At 59.4% G+C, this 16,845-nt stretch carries 20 protein-coding genes; 2 read left to right on the top strand and 18 right to left on the bottom strand.

Annotated features, from left to right (window positions below; translation table 11 throughout):
* From DW925_RS07115 to DW925_RS07075, 9 genes are all read right to left on the bottom strand, one after another.
* Positions 1 to 732 carry an amino acid ABC transporter ATP-binding protein gene (locus tag DW925_RS07115; protein ID WP_055251548.1) on the bottom strand — a complete coding sequence of 244 codons (732 nt, stop codon included), beginning with the start codon at positions 730 to 732 and terminating at the stop codon, positions 1 to 3.
* Positions 733 to 1,082: 350 nt separating this feature from the next.
* On the bottom strand, positions 1,083 to 1,526 hold the full coding sequence (locus tag DW925_RS07110; protein ID WP_117786186.1) for a GatB/YqeY domain-containing protein: 444 nt from the start codon (positions 1,524 to 1,526) through the stop codon (positions 1,083 to 1,085).
* Between the two features lie 54 nt (positions 1,527 to 1,580).
* Positions 1,581 to 2,801 carry a peptidylprolyl isomerase gene (locus DW925_RS07105; RefSeq protein ID WP_117790692.1) on the bottom strand — a complete coding sequence of 407 codons (1,221 nt, stop codon included), beginning with the start codon at positions 2,799 to 2,801 and terminating at the stop codon, positions 1,581 to 1,583.
* 134 nt (positions 2,802 to 2,935) lie between these two features.
* The gene (locus DW925_RS07100) at positions 2,936 to 3,400 is read right to left on the bottom strand and encodes a PTS sugar transporter subunit IIA (RefSeq protein WP_117790691.1); all 465 of its coding nucleotides are present in this window, start codon (positions 3,398 to 3,400) and stop codon (positions 2,936 to 2,938) included.
* A gap of 65 nt (positions 3,401 to 3,465) precedes the next feature.
* Complete coding sequence (locus DW925_RS07095; protein WP_199574312.1) at positions 3,466 to 3,933, bottom strand: PIN domain-containing protein; 468 nt, start codon at positions 3,931 to 3,933, stop codon at positions 3,466 to 3,468.
* Positions 3,930 to 4,274, bottom strand: a complete 345-nt coding sequence (locus tag DW925_RS07090) for a type II toxin-antitoxin system RelB/DinJ family antitoxin (RefSeq protein WP_117776588.1) — start codon at positions 4,272 to 4,274, stop codon at positions 3,930 to 3,932. Before DW925_RS07090 ends, DW925_RS07095 begins: the two co-directional genes overlap by 4 nt.
* 144 nt (positions 4,275 to 4,418) lie before the next feature.
* Complete coding sequence (purN, locus tag DW925_RS07085) at positions 4,419 to 5,117, bottom strand: phosphoribosylglycinamide formyltransferase (protein ID WP_117790690.1); 699 nt, start codon at positions 5,115 to 5,117, stop codon at positions 4,419 to 4,421.
* Positions 5,107 to 6,210 carry a phosphoribosylformylglycinamidine cyclo-ligase gene (purM, locus tag DW925_RS07080; protein WP_117790689.1) on the bottom strand — a complete coding sequence of 368 codons (1,104 nt, stop codon included), beginning with the start codon at positions 6,208 to 6,210 and terminating at the stop codon, positions 5,107 to 5,109. The genes purN and purM overlap by 11 nt, the downstream gene beginning before the upstream one ends.
* 157 nt (positions 6,211 to 6,367) lie before the next feature.
* Positions 6,368 to 7,984 carry an amidophosphoribosyltransferase gene (locus tag DW925_RS07075; protein ID WP_369831923.1) on the bottom strand — a complete coding sequence of 539 codons (1,617 nt, stop codon included), beginning with the start codon at positions 7,982 to 7,984 and terminating at the stop codon, positions 6,368 to 6,370.
* Positions 7,985 to 8,322: 338 nt separating this feature from the next.
* On the opposite strand from DW925_RS07075, the gene DW925_RS07070 reads away from it, so the two are divergent.
* Entirely contained in the window at positions 8,323 to 9,552 is a 1,230-nt protein-coding gene (locus DW925_RS07070; RefSeq protein WP_117790687.1) for a putative ABC transporter permease, read from the top strand.
* An 88-nt stretch (positions 9,553 to 9,640) separates the two neighbouring features.
* On the opposite strand, the gene DW925_RS07065 is transcribed toward DW925_RS07070, so the two are convergent.
* The 9 genes from DW925_RS07065 to DW925_RS07025 form a co-directional block, all read right to left on the bottom strand.
* The gene (locus tag DW925_RS07065) at positions 9,641 to 10,060 is read right to left on the bottom strand and encodes a molybdenum cofactor biosynthesis protein MoaE (RefSeq protein WP_233540254.1); all 420 of its coding nucleotides are present in this window, start codon (positions 10,058 to 10,060) and stop codon (positions 9,641 to 9,643) included.
* A gap of 65 nt (positions 10,061 to 10,125) precedes the next feature.
* The gene (locus DW925_RS07060; RefSeq protein ID WP_117790685.1) at positions 10,126 to 11,124 is read right to left on the bottom strand and encodes a class B sortase; all 999 of its coding nucleotides are present in this window, start codon (positions 11,122 to 11,124) and stop codon (positions 10,126 to 10,128) included.
* Positions 11,125 to 11,160: 36 nt separating this feature from the next.
* Complete coding sequence (purE, locus tag DW925_RS07055; protein ID WP_006235810.1) at positions 11,161 to 11,625, bottom strand: 5-(carboxyamino)imidazole ribonucleotide mutase; 465 nt, start codon at positions 11,623 to 11,625, stop codon at positions 11,161 to 11,163.
* 312 nt (positions 11,626 to 11,937) lie between these two features.
* Positions 11,938 to 12,378 (bottom strand): MarR family winged helix-turn-helix transcriptional regulator, encoded by a 441-nt coding sequence (locus DW925_RS07050; protein WP_158550938.1) that lies wholly within the window; start codon positions 12,376 to 12,378, stop codon positions 11,938 to 11,940.
* A 104-nt stretch (positions 12,379 to 12,482) separates the two neighbouring features.
* A complete protein-coding gene (locus DW925_RS07045; protein ID WP_117646153.1) occupies positions 12,483 to 12,809 on the bottom strand; it encodes a hypothetical protein in 327 nt (108 codons plus the stop codon).
* A gap of 195 nt (positions 12,810 to 13,004) precedes the next feature.
* A complete protein-coding gene (locus tag DW925_RS07040; protein WP_117646152.1) occupies positions 13,005 to 13,832 on the bottom strand; it encodes a PTS system mannose/fructose/sorbose family transporter subunit IID in 828 nt (275 codons plus the stop codon).
* Entirely contained in the window at positions 13,832 to 14,689 is an 858-nt protein-coding gene (locus DW925_RS07035; protein ID WP_089572605.1) for a PTS sugar transporter subunit IIC, read from the bottom strand. The genes DW925_RS07040 and DW925_RS07035 overlap by 1 nt, the downstream gene beginning before the upstream one ends.
* Positions 14,690 to 14,761: 72 nt before the next feature.
* A complete protein-coding gene (locus tag DW925_RS07030) occupies positions 14,762 to 15,250 on the bottom strand; it encodes a PTS sugar transporter subunit IIB (RefSeq protein WP_117716198.1) in 489 nt (162 codons plus the stop codon).
* An 82-nt stretch (positions 15,251 to 15,332) separates the two neighbouring features.
* Positions 15,333 to 15,767, bottom strand: a complete 435-nt coding sequence (locus DW925_RS07025; protein ID WP_117735846.1) for a PTS sugar transporter subunit IIA — start codon at positions 15,765 to 15,767, stop codon at positions 15,333 to 15,335.
* A gap of 308 nt (positions 15,768 to 16,075) precedes the next feature.
* Here DW925_RS07025 and DW925_RS07020 point away from each other — a divergent pair.
* Positions 16,076 to 16,845 (top strand): GntR family transcriptional regulator (locus DW925_RS07020; protein ID WP_199577054.1); only part of this gene is annotated, 770 nt, incomplete at its 3' end.

The raw sequence follows: 16,845 nt of genomic DNA, 5'->3' as shown, positions 1-16,845 counted from the left end.
CTAGTGCAGAATCTTGGACAGGAACTCGCGGCAGCGCGGGTTCTCGGGGTTATCGAAGAAGTGCTCGGGCGTGCCCTCCTCCAGAATGCGGCCGTCCTCCATAAAGATGACGCGGTCGGCCACCTGGCGCGCAAAGCCCATCTCGTGCGTCACGCAGATCATGGTGATGTCCTCCTGCGCGAGCTCAATCATAACGTCCAGAACCTCCTGGACCATCTCGGGGTCGAGCGCCGAAGTCGGCTCGTCAAACAGGATGATGGGCTGCTTGGTGCACAGGGCGCGGGCGATGGCGATGCGCTGCTGCTGACCACCCGAGAGATTCTGCGGATACTCGCCGGCCTTATGCGCCATGCCGACGCGCTTGAGTGCGGCGATGGCGATCTCGGTCGCCTCCTCCTTGCTCTTCTTTTGCAGCTTGATGGGCGCGAGCGTCAGGTTGCCGAGCACCGTCATGTTGGGATACAGGTTGAACTGCTGAAACACCATGGAACTATACTTGCGAGCCATCTCCAGGTGGTTCTTTTTGGTAAGCGGCGTACCGTCGATGATGACCTCGCCCGACGTGGGCTCCTCCAGATAATCGACGCAACGGATGAGCGTCGACTTACCCGAGCCGGAAGGCCCGATCATTACGAGCTTCTCGCCGCGCTTGACGGTGAGGTTGATATCTTTGAGCACATGCAGGTCGCCAAAGTACTTGTTGAGATGCTTGATCTCGATCATGTCTGCCATGTATGTCCCTTCCCTGCGTTTACACGAGTTGAACTATTGTACGGAAAGAACCACGTTTCCGCAGCCCACACTACATTCCCGTAAAGAACCCGCAATCTTCCACCCACTCATTGGGGACAGACTTAAATGAGTGCCTGCTCATTGGGCACTCATTTAAGTCTGTCCCCAATGAGCGCTCAACCGCCCTTGTTGAGCATAAGTCAGCGAAAACCCGTACACGCGAGCAAGGTGACGTGAAATGAAAGGGCGCAGACCTTATGGTCGCGCCCTTGAAATTGAACGTCAGATTGCCGTGTGTACGGGTTTGCAGCGTCGAGCCGTTACGCGGTTTGGTAAAACCGCGTAACAAATTACGCGAGTTTGCCGCCGACGATCTTTGCCGCCGCAGGCTTGTCGAAGTTGCCGCCGGTGGCCTTGCCGAGTGCACCCATGACCTGGCCCATCTGCTTCTTGGACGTAGCGCCCAGCTCGGCGATAACCTGCTCGATCAGGGCCTCGAGCTCCTCGCCCGAAACCTGCGCGGGCAGCAGGCTCTCCAGAATCTTGACCTGCTCGGTCAGGTTGTCGGTACGCTCCTGGTCGGTGCCGGCCTTGATGGACATCTCCAGCGTCTCGCTCGTCTGCTTGATCAGACGCTTGATCATGCTGTTGACGTCTTCCTCGGTCACATCGCGGCGCTCGTTAACCTCGATATTCTTCACCTCGGCCTTGACCTGGCGAATGATGGACAGGCGAACCTTGTCCTTGGCCTTCATGGCCGCGATCATTTCCTTCTGCAGCTCTTCGTTGGTCATCTTCAAATCCTCCTCAATAGCGTGGGCGGCACTCGCGCGAGCACCGCCCCATGATTACTCAGTCGTCGACGAATCGTCGGTCGAACTCTTGGTGACGCCCTTCAGGCTCACGTTATAGGGTACGTCCTTGGGCATGGGGTTGACGGTAATGTCGGCGTCCTTCTTGTACTGCTCCAGCCACTCACTGTATGCAGTGCTGGCCGCCTGCGTCTTCACCACGTTGGAGACATACTTCTTGATGGCCTTGGGCACCTGGTTGATGTCATCAACCTGATTATCGACATGGAAGTAGTCGGTGCACTTGATGATGTGGTAACCATAGGTCGACTCGACGACTTCGCTCACGTCGCCCTTGTTGAGCCCCTCGAGTGCCGTCTGGTAGCTGTCGACGAAAGTGGTGAGCTTATCCCAGCCCACATCGCCCTTCTTCTCCTTGGAACCGGTGTCCTCGGAGTACTGCTCAACGGCGTCCTCAAAGCTCAGCTCACCGGAGTTGATCTTGTCCAGGCACTCCTGCGCTTTGGCCTTGGCGGCGGCCTTGTCCTCGTCGGAAGCGTCGGAATCGACCTTGATCAGAATATTCGACGAGCGACGGGCGTCATTGTAGTTGGACAGGTTCTCGTTGATGTAATCGACAATCTCGCTGTCCTTGGGCTTGCTTGTGGGCGCCACGGCATCTTTGAGCTTTTGCTGCGCCAGGCTCTCCTTGAGCGAGCTCTTATAGGTGTCTTCGGTGTAGCCGTAGGTCTTGAGGGTCTTCTTAAAGGCCTTGGCACCGCCCGCGCTCTTGCACGCGTCCTTCCAAGCCTTCTCGACCTCCTCGTCCGACACCGTCACGCCGTTCTCCTTCTGTGCCTGTTGAAGCAGAATCTGCTGCGTGTAGGAGTCGATGAGTTGCTTGCGGTACTTCTTGGGCGTGAGGTCGTTGTCGACCAGATACTGCGCCCAGTCCTTGTCCTTGGTGTAGCCGTAAGACGTGCGCATGCTCATGATCTGCTTTGTCACGGTGTCCTCGGTGAGGTTGGTGCCGTTGATAGTGGCAGCCACACCGCCGGTAAGCTTGTAGCCCGAGGCATCCTCTGCCTGCGACATAAGGCCGGAGCACGCCATGGCCGAGACGGAAAGCAGCATCGCCAGCACGCCGATGACCACCAGAACGATCTTGACGGTCTTAGACACGTACGTCTTGCGCTGCTTCTTACGAGAGCTGGAGGCAGCACGAGTCTGCTGCTCGGGCGTCGGCGCGGCCTCAGAGTTCTTTTTCTTGTTTGCCATAGTTGGCCTTTCGCATCACGAATCGAACAAACGCCATTGTGTCACAACGCAGCCCCCGCGACAAAGGGGCAACCCTGGCACTTGGGGACGTTCCTTTTCTGCCGGCAGTTAGGGACAGTCCCCAAGTGCCGGCTTTAAAAGTGGCGGCGGATGGCGTCGACCATGCCTTGGGGCGTGGTCTGGCCGAGCACATCGGCTGCGACGTCCGCGTCCATAAAGATGTTCATGAGCGCTTGCAGGGCCTCGACCTGGCCGCCCGGCTCGGCAATACCCAAATTGATGACGATCTGCGCCGGCACAGGGGCACCCATGCCCGCCATAGCATTGAATGTCACGGGCGTGGCCGGCTTCACCACCGCGATGTAGGGCTTAGCCACAAACCCCGGATCGGTATGCGGGATGGCAATGTTGGCCGCCGGCATGGCAAGCCCTGTGGGATAGGCATCCTCGCGCGTGCGGACGGCGTCGAGCCAACCGGTGCCAATGTAGCCGCGTGGAACAAGTTCGCCTTCGAGTCGCGCAAACACCTCATCAGGCGTCGCACACTCCCAATCAAAAAACACCAGCTCAGGCGTAAACAGCGCTTCGTTATCCGCCATATCGTCCTCCAAAGTTGCATGAGGGCCACAATGCTCAATATGATAGCGAAACGGAGTATGCAAGGTTAGCCGAGGATCCCGATGAGCTCGAGTGCGCGCGCGGGCGTCAAGCATACCTCGGGCATCGCCTCCAACATGCGTCGGTCGCTCGTGATTACGTAGTCGACATCCGCCGTATCGCCCGATGCAATGATGAGATTGTCCTCAAGGTCCGGCATACGCTTGCCAAGCATACGCGCCATCTCGCATTCCGCCAACGAAAGCGGAGAAGCCGTTGCCACCTGCATCATATGCTCGATACAGGCCCATGCAGCCGGACCGAACGGAGCGTTAACCCCATTCACATTCCGCTGAGCTAGACGCCGCGGCACAATGTAGAACAGGTCCTTTGCCGTCGTTGGCGCGTACAGAAGGTCAATCTTTCCCGCCTCGGCCAACTCAATCAATCTTTTCGCCTCGTCGAACGCTCCCTCTTGCAGGTAATAATCGAGCCAAACGTTTGTGTCTACCAAGAGTCGTTTTGCCGCAATCATCGGCAATTCGCCTCTATGCCAGCGATCATCGCATCGTACATGTCGTCGCGTACGGCACCCCAGTTGTCTGCCGATGATTCAGCTGGCGCAAAATCCGCCGCGCTCAACCCCAATGAGAAAAAAGCCAGCCCGCATCCCTGCTCGGCCAGACTCTCCGCACGGGGTGCCTCGCACCTATCCTCCACCATAAATCCTGGCAACGTCTGATGCTCGACAAGGTAGGTCCAAAGCGCACGAATAGCGTCACTCGGCCCCAGCCCATTGCGAGTCAGGACCGCATCGCCGCCAGCCTTGAGCATAGGGTCGATTCGCGTGTTGAGCTGCACTGTTGCTGTTGCCATGGCGACTCCTCTCTGCTTGCTAGCAGTATAGCAAACTTGAGAGGCCACACAAAAAGAGCCCCGCCCGCGTACGGACGGAGCCCTATCAACTTTTTTCGATCGCTTGCGTCCCAAAGAGCGCTCAGCGAACTCTCTTACACGCGACTAGCGTGCCGCATCAATTGCCACTTTGCCGCTCTCCAGCACGTGGACGCGGCCGTCGGCGAGCATCTGCACGACCTCGGGATACAGTACGTGCTCAATCGCGTGGATGTGTTCCTCGAGCGTGTCGACATCCCAGCCCTCCTCGACAGCCAGCGCGCGCTGGGCGATGATGGGGCCGTTGTCGTAGACCTCGTTGGCAAAGTGCACGGTCACGCCGGTCACCTTGACGCCGCGCGCAAAGGCATCGTCGATCGCATGCGCGCCGGTAAAGCTCGGCAGCAGCGCCGGATGCAGGTTCACCACGCGGTTGGGAAACGCCGCCAGCAGCGGCGTGTGCACCATGCGCATGTAGCCGGCCATGACCACATACTCGCAGCCGCGCTCGAGCAGCTCGTGCGCGATGATCTCGTCGGCGGCGATGGGGTCGGCATAGACATCCTTGGACAGCGTCAGCGTCTGGATACCCGCACGCTCGGCACGCTGCAACCCCTTGGCCGAAGGACGGCTCGACACCACCAGCTCAATCGAAGCATTGAGCTTGCTGGCAGCGATCAGGTCAATCAGCGCCTGCAGGTTGGTGCCAGAGCCGCTGATGAGCACGCCGATCTTGAGCGGCTCGGCCGTATCGGTGCCGGTCGGACGGGTGTAGGGCACAAAGCCCAGGCCCTCGGCAGCAGCCATCTGCTCGCTAGCGCTCATCGGAGTACACGACCTTACCGGAACCCTCGACGCACTCGCCCACGCGGAACGGCTTCTCGCCCAGCGCGACCAGGGCCTCGGTCACGGTAGCCTCGTCCTCGGGGGCAACGATCAGGCACAGGCCGACGCCCATGTTGAAGGTCTTGCATGCCTCGTTGGGCGCGAGCTCGGCCTGACGCGACACGTAGGTGATGACGGGCGGAATATCCCAGCCCATCTCGGCACCGTTGCGGGTGACCACGGCATCGACATCGTCGGCGAGCGCGCGGTTGAGGTTCTCGGTAATGCCGCCACCGGTGATGTGAGCAATGGCGTGCACGTTGACGTCGCCACGCAGCAGCTCCAGAATCGGCTTCACATAGATGCGCGTGGGAGCCAGCAGAGCGTCGGCCAGCGAAGCACCGCCGAGCTCCTCGAGCGGACGGCTCAGCTCCTCGGCCTTAGCGGCGGCCTCGGGCGTGCCCGGTTTGATGCCGTCGACGCCGATGACCTTGCGCACGAGCGAGTAGCCGTTGGAGTGCACGCCGGTGGAAGGCAGACCCAGGATCACATCGCCGGGGCGAACGTTCGCGGGGTCGAGCATCTTGGGACGGTCGACGACGCCCACGGTAAAGCCGGCGAGGTCGTAGTCGGCGGGAGCCATGACGCCGGGGTGCTCGGCCATCTCGCCGCCCACGAGCGCGCAGCCCGCGAGCTTGCAGCCATCGGCCACGCCCTTGATGATCTTTGCCATGTGCTCGGCCTCGATGTGACCGATGGCAACGTAGTCCAGGAAGAACAGCGGCTCGGCGCCCGAAGCCAAAATGTCGTTGACGCACATAGCGACCAGGTCCTGGCCCACCGTCTCGTGACGGTCCATGATCTGGGCGAGCACGAGCTTGGTGCCCACGCCGTCGGTACCGCTAATCAGAATCGGGTCTTCCATATCCTTAAGCGCGGCAGCCGAGAACAGGCCACCGAAGCCGCCGATGCCGCCGATAACTTCGGGACGATTGGTGTCCTTGACCATCTGCTTAATCGCGTCGACGGCGCGACCGCCCTCGGCGGTATCGACGCCGGCGTCCTCGTACGTCACATGCTTGCTGTCGCTCATCTGAGCCTTCCTCTCCCACTACCGTGGCGCCGCGCGGGCGCCAAACGGTGCTCATAATTGCGTTCATTTCGGCGTGTGCCATAACAGCACGCGCCGTTATATCAACAAAACAGCAGGTAAAACCTACCAAAATAAACCTGTCCCTACATGGCAGGTTTTAGGCCTCGCCGTGCTCCTCTTCCCAGCTGCGGTCGACATATTTCTCGACCACGGCGTCGTCGTCAAAGTGCAGCGGCTTGTCCAGGTTGCGGGGCTTAAAGCCCTCCATGAACTTGTCACGGCCAAAGCTCTCTGGAATCGCCACGGGATAGCGGCCGGTAAAGCACGCGTCGCAGTAGCCGCCCTTGGGCATGACCTTCAGCAGGCCCTCGACCGAAAGGAAGGCCAGCGAATCGGCGCCAATGTACTCGCAGATCTCATCGACCGTCTTGTTGGCACTGATGAGCTGCGACTGCACGTCGGTATCGATACCGTAGAAGCACGGCCAGATGACCTCGGGCGAGTTGATGCGAATGTGAATCTCCTTGGCGCCGGCGTTGCGCAGCATCTTGACGAGCTGCACCATGGTGGTGCCGCGCACAATGGAGTCGTCGATGACGACCAGGCGCTTGCCCTCGATGTTGTCGCGCAGCGGGTTGAGTTTCATACGCACGCCCATGGCACGCAGCTCCTGCGTAGGCTCGATAAACGTACGACCCACGTAGCGGTTCTTGATAAGACCCTCACCAAAGGGAATGCCACTCTCGTGCGAATAGCCCTCCGCGGGCGGCAGGCCGGAGTCGGGCACGCCGATGACCAGGTCGGCCTCGACGGGCTCCTCATGTGCCAGCTGACGACCCATGTCATAACGGCAGGCGTAGACGCTCTTGCCGTTCATAATGGAGTCGGGGCGAGCGAAGTAGACCTGCTCAAAGATGCAGTTAGCAGGCTCCTCGGCGGCAGGCACGCCCTGCTCGGACACAAGGCCCTCGGCGCTGATGCGCAAGATCTCGCCGGGACGGACATCGCGCACGTACTCGGCGCCCACGATATCGAGCGCACAGGTCTCGGAGGCAACAACCCAGCCGCCGGCGCGGGTGACATGGGTGGCAACGTCAACCGTCGCGGCGCCGTCCTGCGACGGCAGCTGCGAAACGGATGCGGCATCGGCCTGGTCCAGGCCCTCGTCCACCAGCTTGCCCAACACCAGCGGGCGAATGCCGTGCGGATCGCGGAAAGCGTAGAGCGCCTGCTCATTAATGAGCGTCATGGCGTAGCCGCCGCGCACGAGCTCCATGGTCTTGCGAATGCCCTCGCGCAGGTGGCCCGTACGCTGAGTAAAGTAGCCGATGAGTTTGGTCGCGACCTCGGAATCCGAGTTGGAGAGGAACGGCACGCCCAGCTCGATCAGCTGACGGCGCAGCTCGTCGGTGTTGACGAGGGTGCCGTTGTGCGCGAGCGCGATAATGACGCTATTGATGGTAGAGAGGTGCGGCTGAGAGGCTTCCCAGCTCTTGGCACCGGCGGTGCCGTAGCGCACATGACCCACGGCCAGCTGACCGGAGAGCGTCGACAGGTCGGCATTGGAGAACACGCGGTCGAGCAGGCCCAGATCCTTGCGGACCATAACCGTACCGCCGTCACCCACGGCGATTCCCGCCGATTCTTGGCCACGGTGCTGCAGTGCACGCAGGCCAAAGTACGTCAGTCGAGCCACGTCGCGATCGGGCGCCCAAACACCAAAAACGCCGCATTCCTCATGCAGCTGGTCGGAGTCCGGATCATACGTCGACATGGCGTTCACCTGTCCCGCGGCGCGCTCGACCGCGCGGATGGTTTCTTGAGACATGGCATCCCCTCAGAGCCTCGTATTTTGGCGTTACCCGCCTTATTATACGCACGGCGCGACGCGCTCCCCAGCGCATGAGCAGCGCTTTTTAAAAGCCCACCGAGCTAATAATCCGTTTTGCGGCCAAACATTTTATCGGTCCGTCCAGTGCAAGCGCCCGCGCCCCAGATGGCCGCCGCGTCCACCGTTGAGGGTTGCATTGTTGCAATTGGGACGTTCGTCCTGTCTTTTGGCAGGTCGGCGGCGTATCCTTATAACCGACAACAAAGCGAGAAAGGTTCTGTATGGATCGAAACGAACTCGACCCCAGCGTCCCCAGCGCCACGGAGGTCAAGAAGATCCCGCTCATCATTAAGGTGTACGCCGTCCTGTGCATCCTGTCCGGCGTGAGCACGCTCCCGTCGGTCGCCGCCTTTATGTGGCAGGTCATCACCGCGCTTATCAACGGCAACGCCGCCGAAAAGCTCGGCGACAATATGCTGGTCTCGGTTGGACTCATCGTCGCCGGCATCATGCTCTCTGCGGCAAGTGCCGTCATCCTGATCATCTTTGGCCTGGACCTTATCAAAAACCAGCGCCGCAACGCCGCCCGCCTGTCCTACATCCTTATTGCATTCACCGTCGTCGAGCTTTTGGTCGACGTGATGCTCCAGGGCATCGGGCCCTTCCTGCTGCGTCCTGCCATTCAGCTCGGCATCCTCGTCGCGCTTTCGGCAACCGTCGACCCCACGCTGCGCCAGGAGCGCGAACTGCAGCGCCGCCTGCAGGAGATGCTCGACCGTGACGCCGCGGCGGAGGGCATGCTCGGCCGCGATGAAACCGGCGAGGGCTACATCAAGCTCAACTACTTCAACCTGTTCTGGGTATTCTTCGTCTGCTGCGTGCTCGGCCTGATCGCCGAGGACATCTGGCATATGACAGTCGACGACCCGGGCGTCTACCAGAACCGCGCCGGCATGCTGTTTGGTCCCTTCAGCCCCATCTATGGCTTTGGCGCCGTACTCATGACCATGGTGCTCAACCGCTTCTATAAAAAGAACCCCATCATCATTTTCCTGGTAAGCGCTGTGCTCGGCGCGAGCTTTGAGGTGTTCGTGGGCTGGTTTATGCAGACCTCATTTGGCGTGGTCTCGTGGAGCTACTCGCACATGAAGCTGTTTGGCATGCCCGACCCACTCGCCGTCCTTACGGGCGGACGCACCTGCACGGGCTTTGCCTGCCTGTGGGGCCTGGGTGGCCTTATCTGGATCAAGCTGCTGTTGCCGAGGCTGCTCAAGCTCATCAACATGATTCCGTGGAAGAGTCGCTACTCGGCTACCGTCATCTTTACCGTCATTATGCTGGTCGACGGCGTCATGACGCTGCAGTCGCTCGACTACTGGTACCAGCGCGTCAACGGCACGGAGCCGGATATTCCCGTCGCGCAGTTCTACGGCAAGTATTTCGATAACGACTACATGGAGAACCGCTTCCAGAGCATGACCATGAGTCCCAAGGATGCGACGCGCGTGTAACGCCCACCGCGCCCAAAACGCAAAATGCCCGCCGGTATCACACGTACCGGCGGGCATTTTTATAAGAGCCTTCTATCGACGCAAGCCTCTACGCCTCGCGCTCAACCTCACTCACACACTCATTTTTGATGGTACCGACGAGCGCCTGCAGCGCATCGACCACATGTGGGCGAATGTCCCCGCCAATGAGCACGAGCATGATGTCGTCGCCCACGGTAAGCTCGCCACTCGCCAACCACACGCGCACGTAACCGATACCCGGCATCGCGTGCGTTGCCTCGATAGCGGCCTGCACCTTTTCGGCATCGAAGCCAAACGCCATGCCGCCCACCTTGTGGCCCGGCGCCACGCCATCGGTCTCGACTCCGCGCACCTCGGCCTTGGGCGTCGCGCGCACCACGCCGTTGTGTGTCAGGTACATCCCACAATCAGCCGCCGAAACATCGGCCTTGACTTCGCGCAGCCAAGCATCAACCGAAGGCATCGATTTGCCACTTTCAAGCATCATTTCTCCTTTTTACCGTCGTCGAGTAGCTCATTTGGGACGGGGCTTTTTAGCTACTCTCGAACAACTTATTCCTCGACCGGCGTGAGCACCATGACTGCGCGCGTATTGCTAAATGACAGCGAGCGGCAGGTCACAAGCGTTACGACCTTGGTTGCCGAAGCGGCACGATCGGTGGCATCGCTCGCCACGGCAGAGGCACCGTCGAGCATCTCGGACAGGTAATTCTTCAGTCCGTCATCGCCCTCAAAGTTGGGCGTGCGCGCCTTGGCATACGTGTCCTCGACCACCTTGGTCGCCAGCGGACGCAACTTATACGTCGCATCGCGCGTGATGTAGTACACGTATTCCATGCTGTCGAACGTCGCCTGATCGGTCGTGTTCGAAATCACGTTGAACATCGAACCGTCGTTCATGTGATGACCGTAAATCGTGGTCTGCTGATCCACCATGCCCGGCGCGGTGTCGTCGCTATCCAAGAAGATGGCACCCGAGGCATTGGCCGTACCGTCGAACAGCGTGTTGAGGTACTTGGAGTTGTTGTTGGTCTGCACCACGGGGTAGTTGATGTTGGTGCCGGGCGCGTAAATCCAACCCACAACCTCGGGATTTGTCTGGGCAAGCGCATTGAAGTCGATAATCGGCACGCCACTGGCGTCCTTGTCGCTCACATATTGCTTTTCGATTTTTTGATACGACTCGCTCGCCTGCTTGTAGCCAATCTGCGCGTTGATAAAGATGGCAGCCGCAGCAACGATGAGGCCGATGCCAATGATGATGAGCAGAATGGGAATGACGGAGCGGCGCTTTTTGCGCGGCGGCTCGGTATAGCTCGATGGCGCGGTATGCGCCGAAGAGCGAGGTGACTTCTTGGCCGTACTGTATGACGAAGGGCGATATGCAGCAGGAGTATCCTGACGGCGATGGGACGTTGGCGTTACGGGACGCGGCGCGCGCGGCTGCTGAGGAGAGGATGCCCGACCCTGCTGTGCCGCACGGGCAGCACCCGGCTTCGACGGATCGGGAATCTGAGAAGCCTTGAATCGTTTTCCCTGATAGTCGGACATGGCTCTCCTTATGCTGCAAATGGACTGGCAGAGCGCTTAGGCGTCAGCCATCTCCTGCTTCATCTTCTCGATAACCTTGCGGTACTCGGGGTCGCAGGCGCCCAGAATCTGCGTGGCGTAAATGGCAGCGTTCTTGGCACCGTTGATGGCCACACAGGCAACGGGCACGCCCGAAGGCATCTGCACCATCGACAGCAGCGAGTCCATACCACCCAGATCGCTCGTCTTCATAGGCACGCCGATGACCGGCAGCGGTGTAAACGCAGCCACGACACCGCCCAGGTGAGCAGCCTTGCCGGCAGCAGCGATAATCACCTTGATGCCGCGGTCGGCAGCAGTCGAGGCCCACTCATGGACCTTCGCCGGCGTACGGTGCGCGCTTGCAATCACGAGCTCATAGGGCACGCCTAGCGCCTCGAGCTCGGCGGTGCAACCTTCCATAACGCCCAGATCGGACTTGGAGCCCATGATGATCCCGACAACCGGCTTCTGATCTGCCATAAACAAAGACCTCCTGTTGAGAGCGGTGACGCGGCGAATCCGCGACCCTTAACTACTGAGAGTAGTATAGCTGCTCCCGTCCCTGCGGTCTTTGTGGCGCTTTGCGGGCGGGCCAGGCTTTATCTTCACTCCGGTTGCTTCGCAAAGTCGTTCAGATAAAGCCTGGCCCGCCCGCGAAGCGCCCTGCGACCTACCGGGGATTGCCATGACGTACGTTGGCTGATTTGGTTTGGAATGAGATGTTGACGGTGGCTGATGGGCACAATTGGCCCGGATGCATTTCAAGATGCACCTAAATGTCTGTCTTTATCCTTATAGATTGTCCAGGTAGTCGTCGGCATCATAGGTAAGGCTGTAGGCTTTATTCAGGATGCGCACGAGCTCCTGGGCATCGTGCTCGCCGAGCGCTGAGAGTTGTTTCGAGAGCGATGCCACACTCTCGGCATTTTTTTTCGCCGCGAAATCACGGCCTTCCTCGGTGATGCTCACCAGCACACGCCGACGATCGTTTGGATCGGTCCTGCGCTGAACGTAACCCTTGCTCTCGAGTGAATCCAAGATATGCGACATGCGCGCACGGGAGAATTTCAGCTTCTTGGCAATCTCGGAGGGAATGACATCACCGTCAATACCCGATAGATACTGTAAAACCGGTGCCTCGCCCACACTGGCGCCGCCGGCAGCACTCAAGGATCCCTTGGCAAGGGAACGTGAGTACACAATCAGTTTTCGAGCAACGTCATCGTAATCCACTGGGGATATTGTCCTTTGCAACTCTAGAAGGGCCATAAAACCGTCATTTGCCGTACATTAGTTAACATTCGCAACAATTATTTATGATACCCCAACGCGGAAGTCTATTGCTCGTCCTTCTTGCGTCGCATAAGCTCCTCAACGTCGACACCAGCGGCCTCGAGCATGCGCTCGACATTCTTTTTGGCGTTGGTCGTGCCGACCTTAAGCACGATCGAAAGCGGAGTGCCCACCACCAGGCACACGATGCCCACGGGGACACCCCAGCCGGGGCCGCCCTGCATACCCCACATCCCCATCAAAAAGCCAATCGCCACGAGCGAATAGCCCAGGCGCAGCCAAACATTGAGCCGCTGAATAGCATCGGTCTGCATCTTTGCCTCGCGAATCAAGTCGTCGCGCGAAAGGTCGTGTCCATGTTTCTCGTGCATATGGTCCTCCTCGTGCAAAGTGCGCATCATGCGCAAGTGCATCGTTTGTCGAATACGTCATCTTTCAAGAGCAATATAGCGGGTGTCGTGTAGGCGATGGAGGTCGCTGGCCATATTGCCCTTGAAGGGCGGCGTAAAATCAGAAGGCCGTGCGGTTGAGGCCGCACGGCCTTGCAGGGGGTCAAAGGATGATGACTAGTAGCTCAGCGCTGGATCGAAGAAGCCAATGAGAACGCCCACAAATGCGATCACGACGAGAATCAGCATCATAACGATGGGGTTGACCTTCTTCTTGGTCATCATGTACCAGCAGAAGATGATGAAGATCATCGGCAGCAGGTGCGGATAGATGCCATCGAGGGTGTCCTGGAACTTACCGCCGCCGGGCAGCACCAGGTTGGGGCTGCAGGTGATGGAGACCCAGGTAGCACCGACTGCACCGATGACCATGGTACCAACCATCACGATGGAATCGCGAAGAGCCTTTGCCTTGGGGCCGACGAGGGCCTCGACCGCCTTGCCGCCGAGCTCATAGCCCTGGTTGTAGGCAAAGCGCATGCCAAGGAACATGAGCAGGTTCCACACGACAATATAGAAGATGGCACCGAGCGGAGAGCCGCCGGTCGAGAGACCGAGGGCGATACCGAGCAGGATCGGGATCAGGGTACCGACGATCAGCGAGTCGCCAAGGCCGGCGAGCGGGCCCATGAGGCCGGCGCGGATGCCGTTGATGGCGTCGTCATCGATGGCCTCGCCGTTTGCGCGAGCCTCCTCGAGGCCGGCGGTGACGCCGACAATCATGGTGCCGATCTGCGGCTCGGTGTTGAAGAACGCGGAGTAGGTCTGGAGGGCCTGTTTCTGCTCCTCGGGCGTGTCGTAGAGCTCCTCGACGATCGGAAGCATGGCGCACAGGTAACCGAAGGTCTGCATGTGCTCCTGCGAGAAGCAAGTCAGGTTGCCATAGGACCAGTTACGGAACGACTTGGCAAGCGTTTTCTTAGAGAGTTTCTTCTTCTCTGCCATTATATGTCCTCCTCTTCCTCATCATCGGAGCCCGAGGCGATAGCTGCCTTGGGAGCGTTTGCGAGGTCGATCTTGAGCGAAGCGATCTCATAGTTGATCAGGGCGAAGAAGCAGCCGATGCCGGCGGCGGCAATCAGGTTGCATCCCATGACAGCGGACAGGGTGAAGCCGAAGAAGAACGTGAGGAAGTCCGTCGGCTTGGAGATGACCTGCTTGAGCAGGATGGCGATACCGACGGTAGGCAGCAGCGAGCCGACGGTGAACAGCGTCTTCATCGCGATGCCGTCCATGGGCATGTAGGTCTTCATGAGGTCGACCATGGCGGTGCCGCCCATGGTGATGATGAACGTCGGGAGGAACGAGCAGACGATGTGACCAATCCAAGGCAGAACGTTGTTGACCAGGTAGAGCTTGTGGAGATCGCCCTTCTCGAGCCACTTCCACCCCATGCCCTGCCACACCAGGTTGATGGTGGCGGTGCCATAGAAGAGCACAGTGCCGAGCGTGCCGACGGCGGCACCGAGGGATGCGGCCATGCCGGCAGCCTCAGCGGAGGCGGGATCGATGCCCGAGTTCTTGATGGCGAGGATCGCCAGCGGGATACCGATATAGGACACGGCGCGGACGTCGGCGGAGACGGTTCCGCCAGGGGTCACGAGAGCGATGTAGACAACCTGGATGGCAGCACCGACGAGGATGCCCGTCTGCATATCGCCCATGATGATGCCGACGATGAGGCCGGCGACCAGAGGACGACCCAGAGTGTAGTTGCCGATCGTCGTGCCGCCCATGCCAGGCAGTGATGCCAGGCAGGCGAACAGGCCGAACAGCGCGGCTTGGAATGCATTGATTGCCATGCTTTCCCCTTTCTTTATTCCTCAGCCCCTTTCCCCAAGGGCTGTAGATACCAAAATGTGGCTGGCGTCTAACTAGAAGCCAAACTGACCGCGGAACTTGGGCCACTCACCGATGGATTTCTCCTTGATAAGGGCGAACTCGACCGTGTAGCCGGCGTTGGTGAGATCCTCGAGCGCCTGGGCCTCTTCTTGCGTGATCGACTGGTTGTTGCCGAGCTTGGTGGTGCCGGGACGATCGTTGCAGGGACCGACGATGATGCGGTCCATGCCGGGCTTAAAGCCAAAATCGACGAGAAGTTCCTTCATGTCCAGCGGGTTCTTGGTGATCAGGAAGTATTTGGTGTTGGACTTGAGAACCTTCTCGGAGACCTCCTTGAAGTGCTCCTTGGTCCACACGAACGTCTTCTTGCCCGAGGCGCTCTTGTAGGCCTCCTTGAGCACGGGATTGGACGCCGCGGCGTCGTTGACGGCGATAAGACCGTCGCAGGGATACTCGAGGGCCCAACGGGTAACGGTCTGTCCATGGATCATGCGGTCGTCAATACGGATGAACGAAATCATGCGTTCTCCCTTTCCTTCATGAGGCCTGCGGTCGCGGCCTCTTCTTCCTAACGTTTGCAGCTAGATGAAACCTTGGTGCGGCCTAGATGTCGTCGTCCTCGTCGTCGGCGTCATCGGTCGGGACAACGAGCTCGGACATACCGTTCTTGCCCTCCTGCAGCATCATCTGCTTGAGGGAATCCAGGTCCATGGTGGCAAGCCCCATCATGGCGGTCATAGCCATGGGCAGATTCATACCGCCGAAGGCAATGGTGTGGGCGAGCAGGCCCTTCTCGGCCAGCGTGTTCATGGCATTGGTGAGCGGCGATCCGCCCAGGATGTCACCAAGCAGGACAACCTCGTCATCGGCGGCAACGGGAGCGAGCATCGCCTTGACGTTCTCGACATACTCGTCAGCGCCCATGCCGTCCACGAGACTCGTCGACAAGATGTTCGGGGCGTCATTGCCGAGCATCTTGAGGACACTGTGCAGTCCGGGAGCGAGCGTTCCGTGACTGACCATTACCAGATACCGCATGCGGTCTCCTCTCGACCTGCCGTGTGTCGCACGGCTTTGCTTTTTGCTGAGATTATTGTTGCGCCGGGGCATGTTCGGTACAAGAAAATAGTTGCGAACGGTAACTATTCATCGGTTAACGGTAGCAACTATTTTTGTGCCTAAATTATTTTTTCTTCTAATTATTTTTAAAATAGCAGGTAGATTGCCTGATAAATGTTTTATGTTCCTCATGCGCCATACATACCAGCAAGAATCGGGCCTGGCATCTCCGGTTTGCCCCGCAGTGTCAGACCATGTCACGTACGCCCACGACATAGAGGTACCCCATGGATATGATCTCGTTTCTCGCCTCCGAACCCTTCGACCGCAGCGGTGATACGCCGCTCTATGTCCAACTTAAACATCGAATCGCCCTGCTTATCGCCAGCCAGGCGTTCGACACCAAGACGCCGCTGCCGCGCGAGCTCGAAATCTGTGAGCGGCTGGAGTTATCGCGCGCGACCGTGCGCCGTTGTTTCCAAGATCTCGTCATCGAGGGGCGCGTGGTGCGCAAACGTGGGCAGGGCACGTTCATCAAGCCCCAAACCTCAGCACCCGGCATCGACCTGGCCCTGAATTTCAGCGCGCGGATGCGCGAAGCGGGACGGATTCCGAGCTCACAGATTCTCGCCTTTTCAAGCATACCGGCCGTCCGCGGCATCGCCTCCGGGCTCAAAGTGCCCGAAGGGACACCCGTCTGGGAGATTCGCCGCCTGCGTCTCGCCAACGACAAACCCATGGAGCTCAACTACGTCTATATCCCCGTGTCACTTTGCCCCGAGCTCACACGCAAAGACGTGGATGGCTCGCTCTACGCCTACATCGCGGAAAAGACCGGCATCCTGCCCGCAAGCGTTAATGCCGTCTACGAGACGGTCAACCTCGACAAGCATGAGGCGCGCCTTTTGGGACAGAACACCGGCAAGGCGGCGATGCGCATCGTGCGTTCGACCTACGACAAGACGGGAACCCCGTTCGAGGTAGGCGTGCTCATCAGCTGCGACGGTCAGGCAAAGCTGCACGTGCACATCGCCGCCGACAAAACAACCTTCACCGC

The organism is Collinsella sp. AM43-1, assembly GCF_003467925.1.
GTDB lineage: Bacteria > Actinomycetota > Coriobacteriia > Coriobacteriales > Coriobacteriaceae > Collinsella.
The sequence above is the reverse complement of the archived record's forward strand: the minus strand, read 5'-3'. Positions and strand labels throughout refer to the sequence as shown.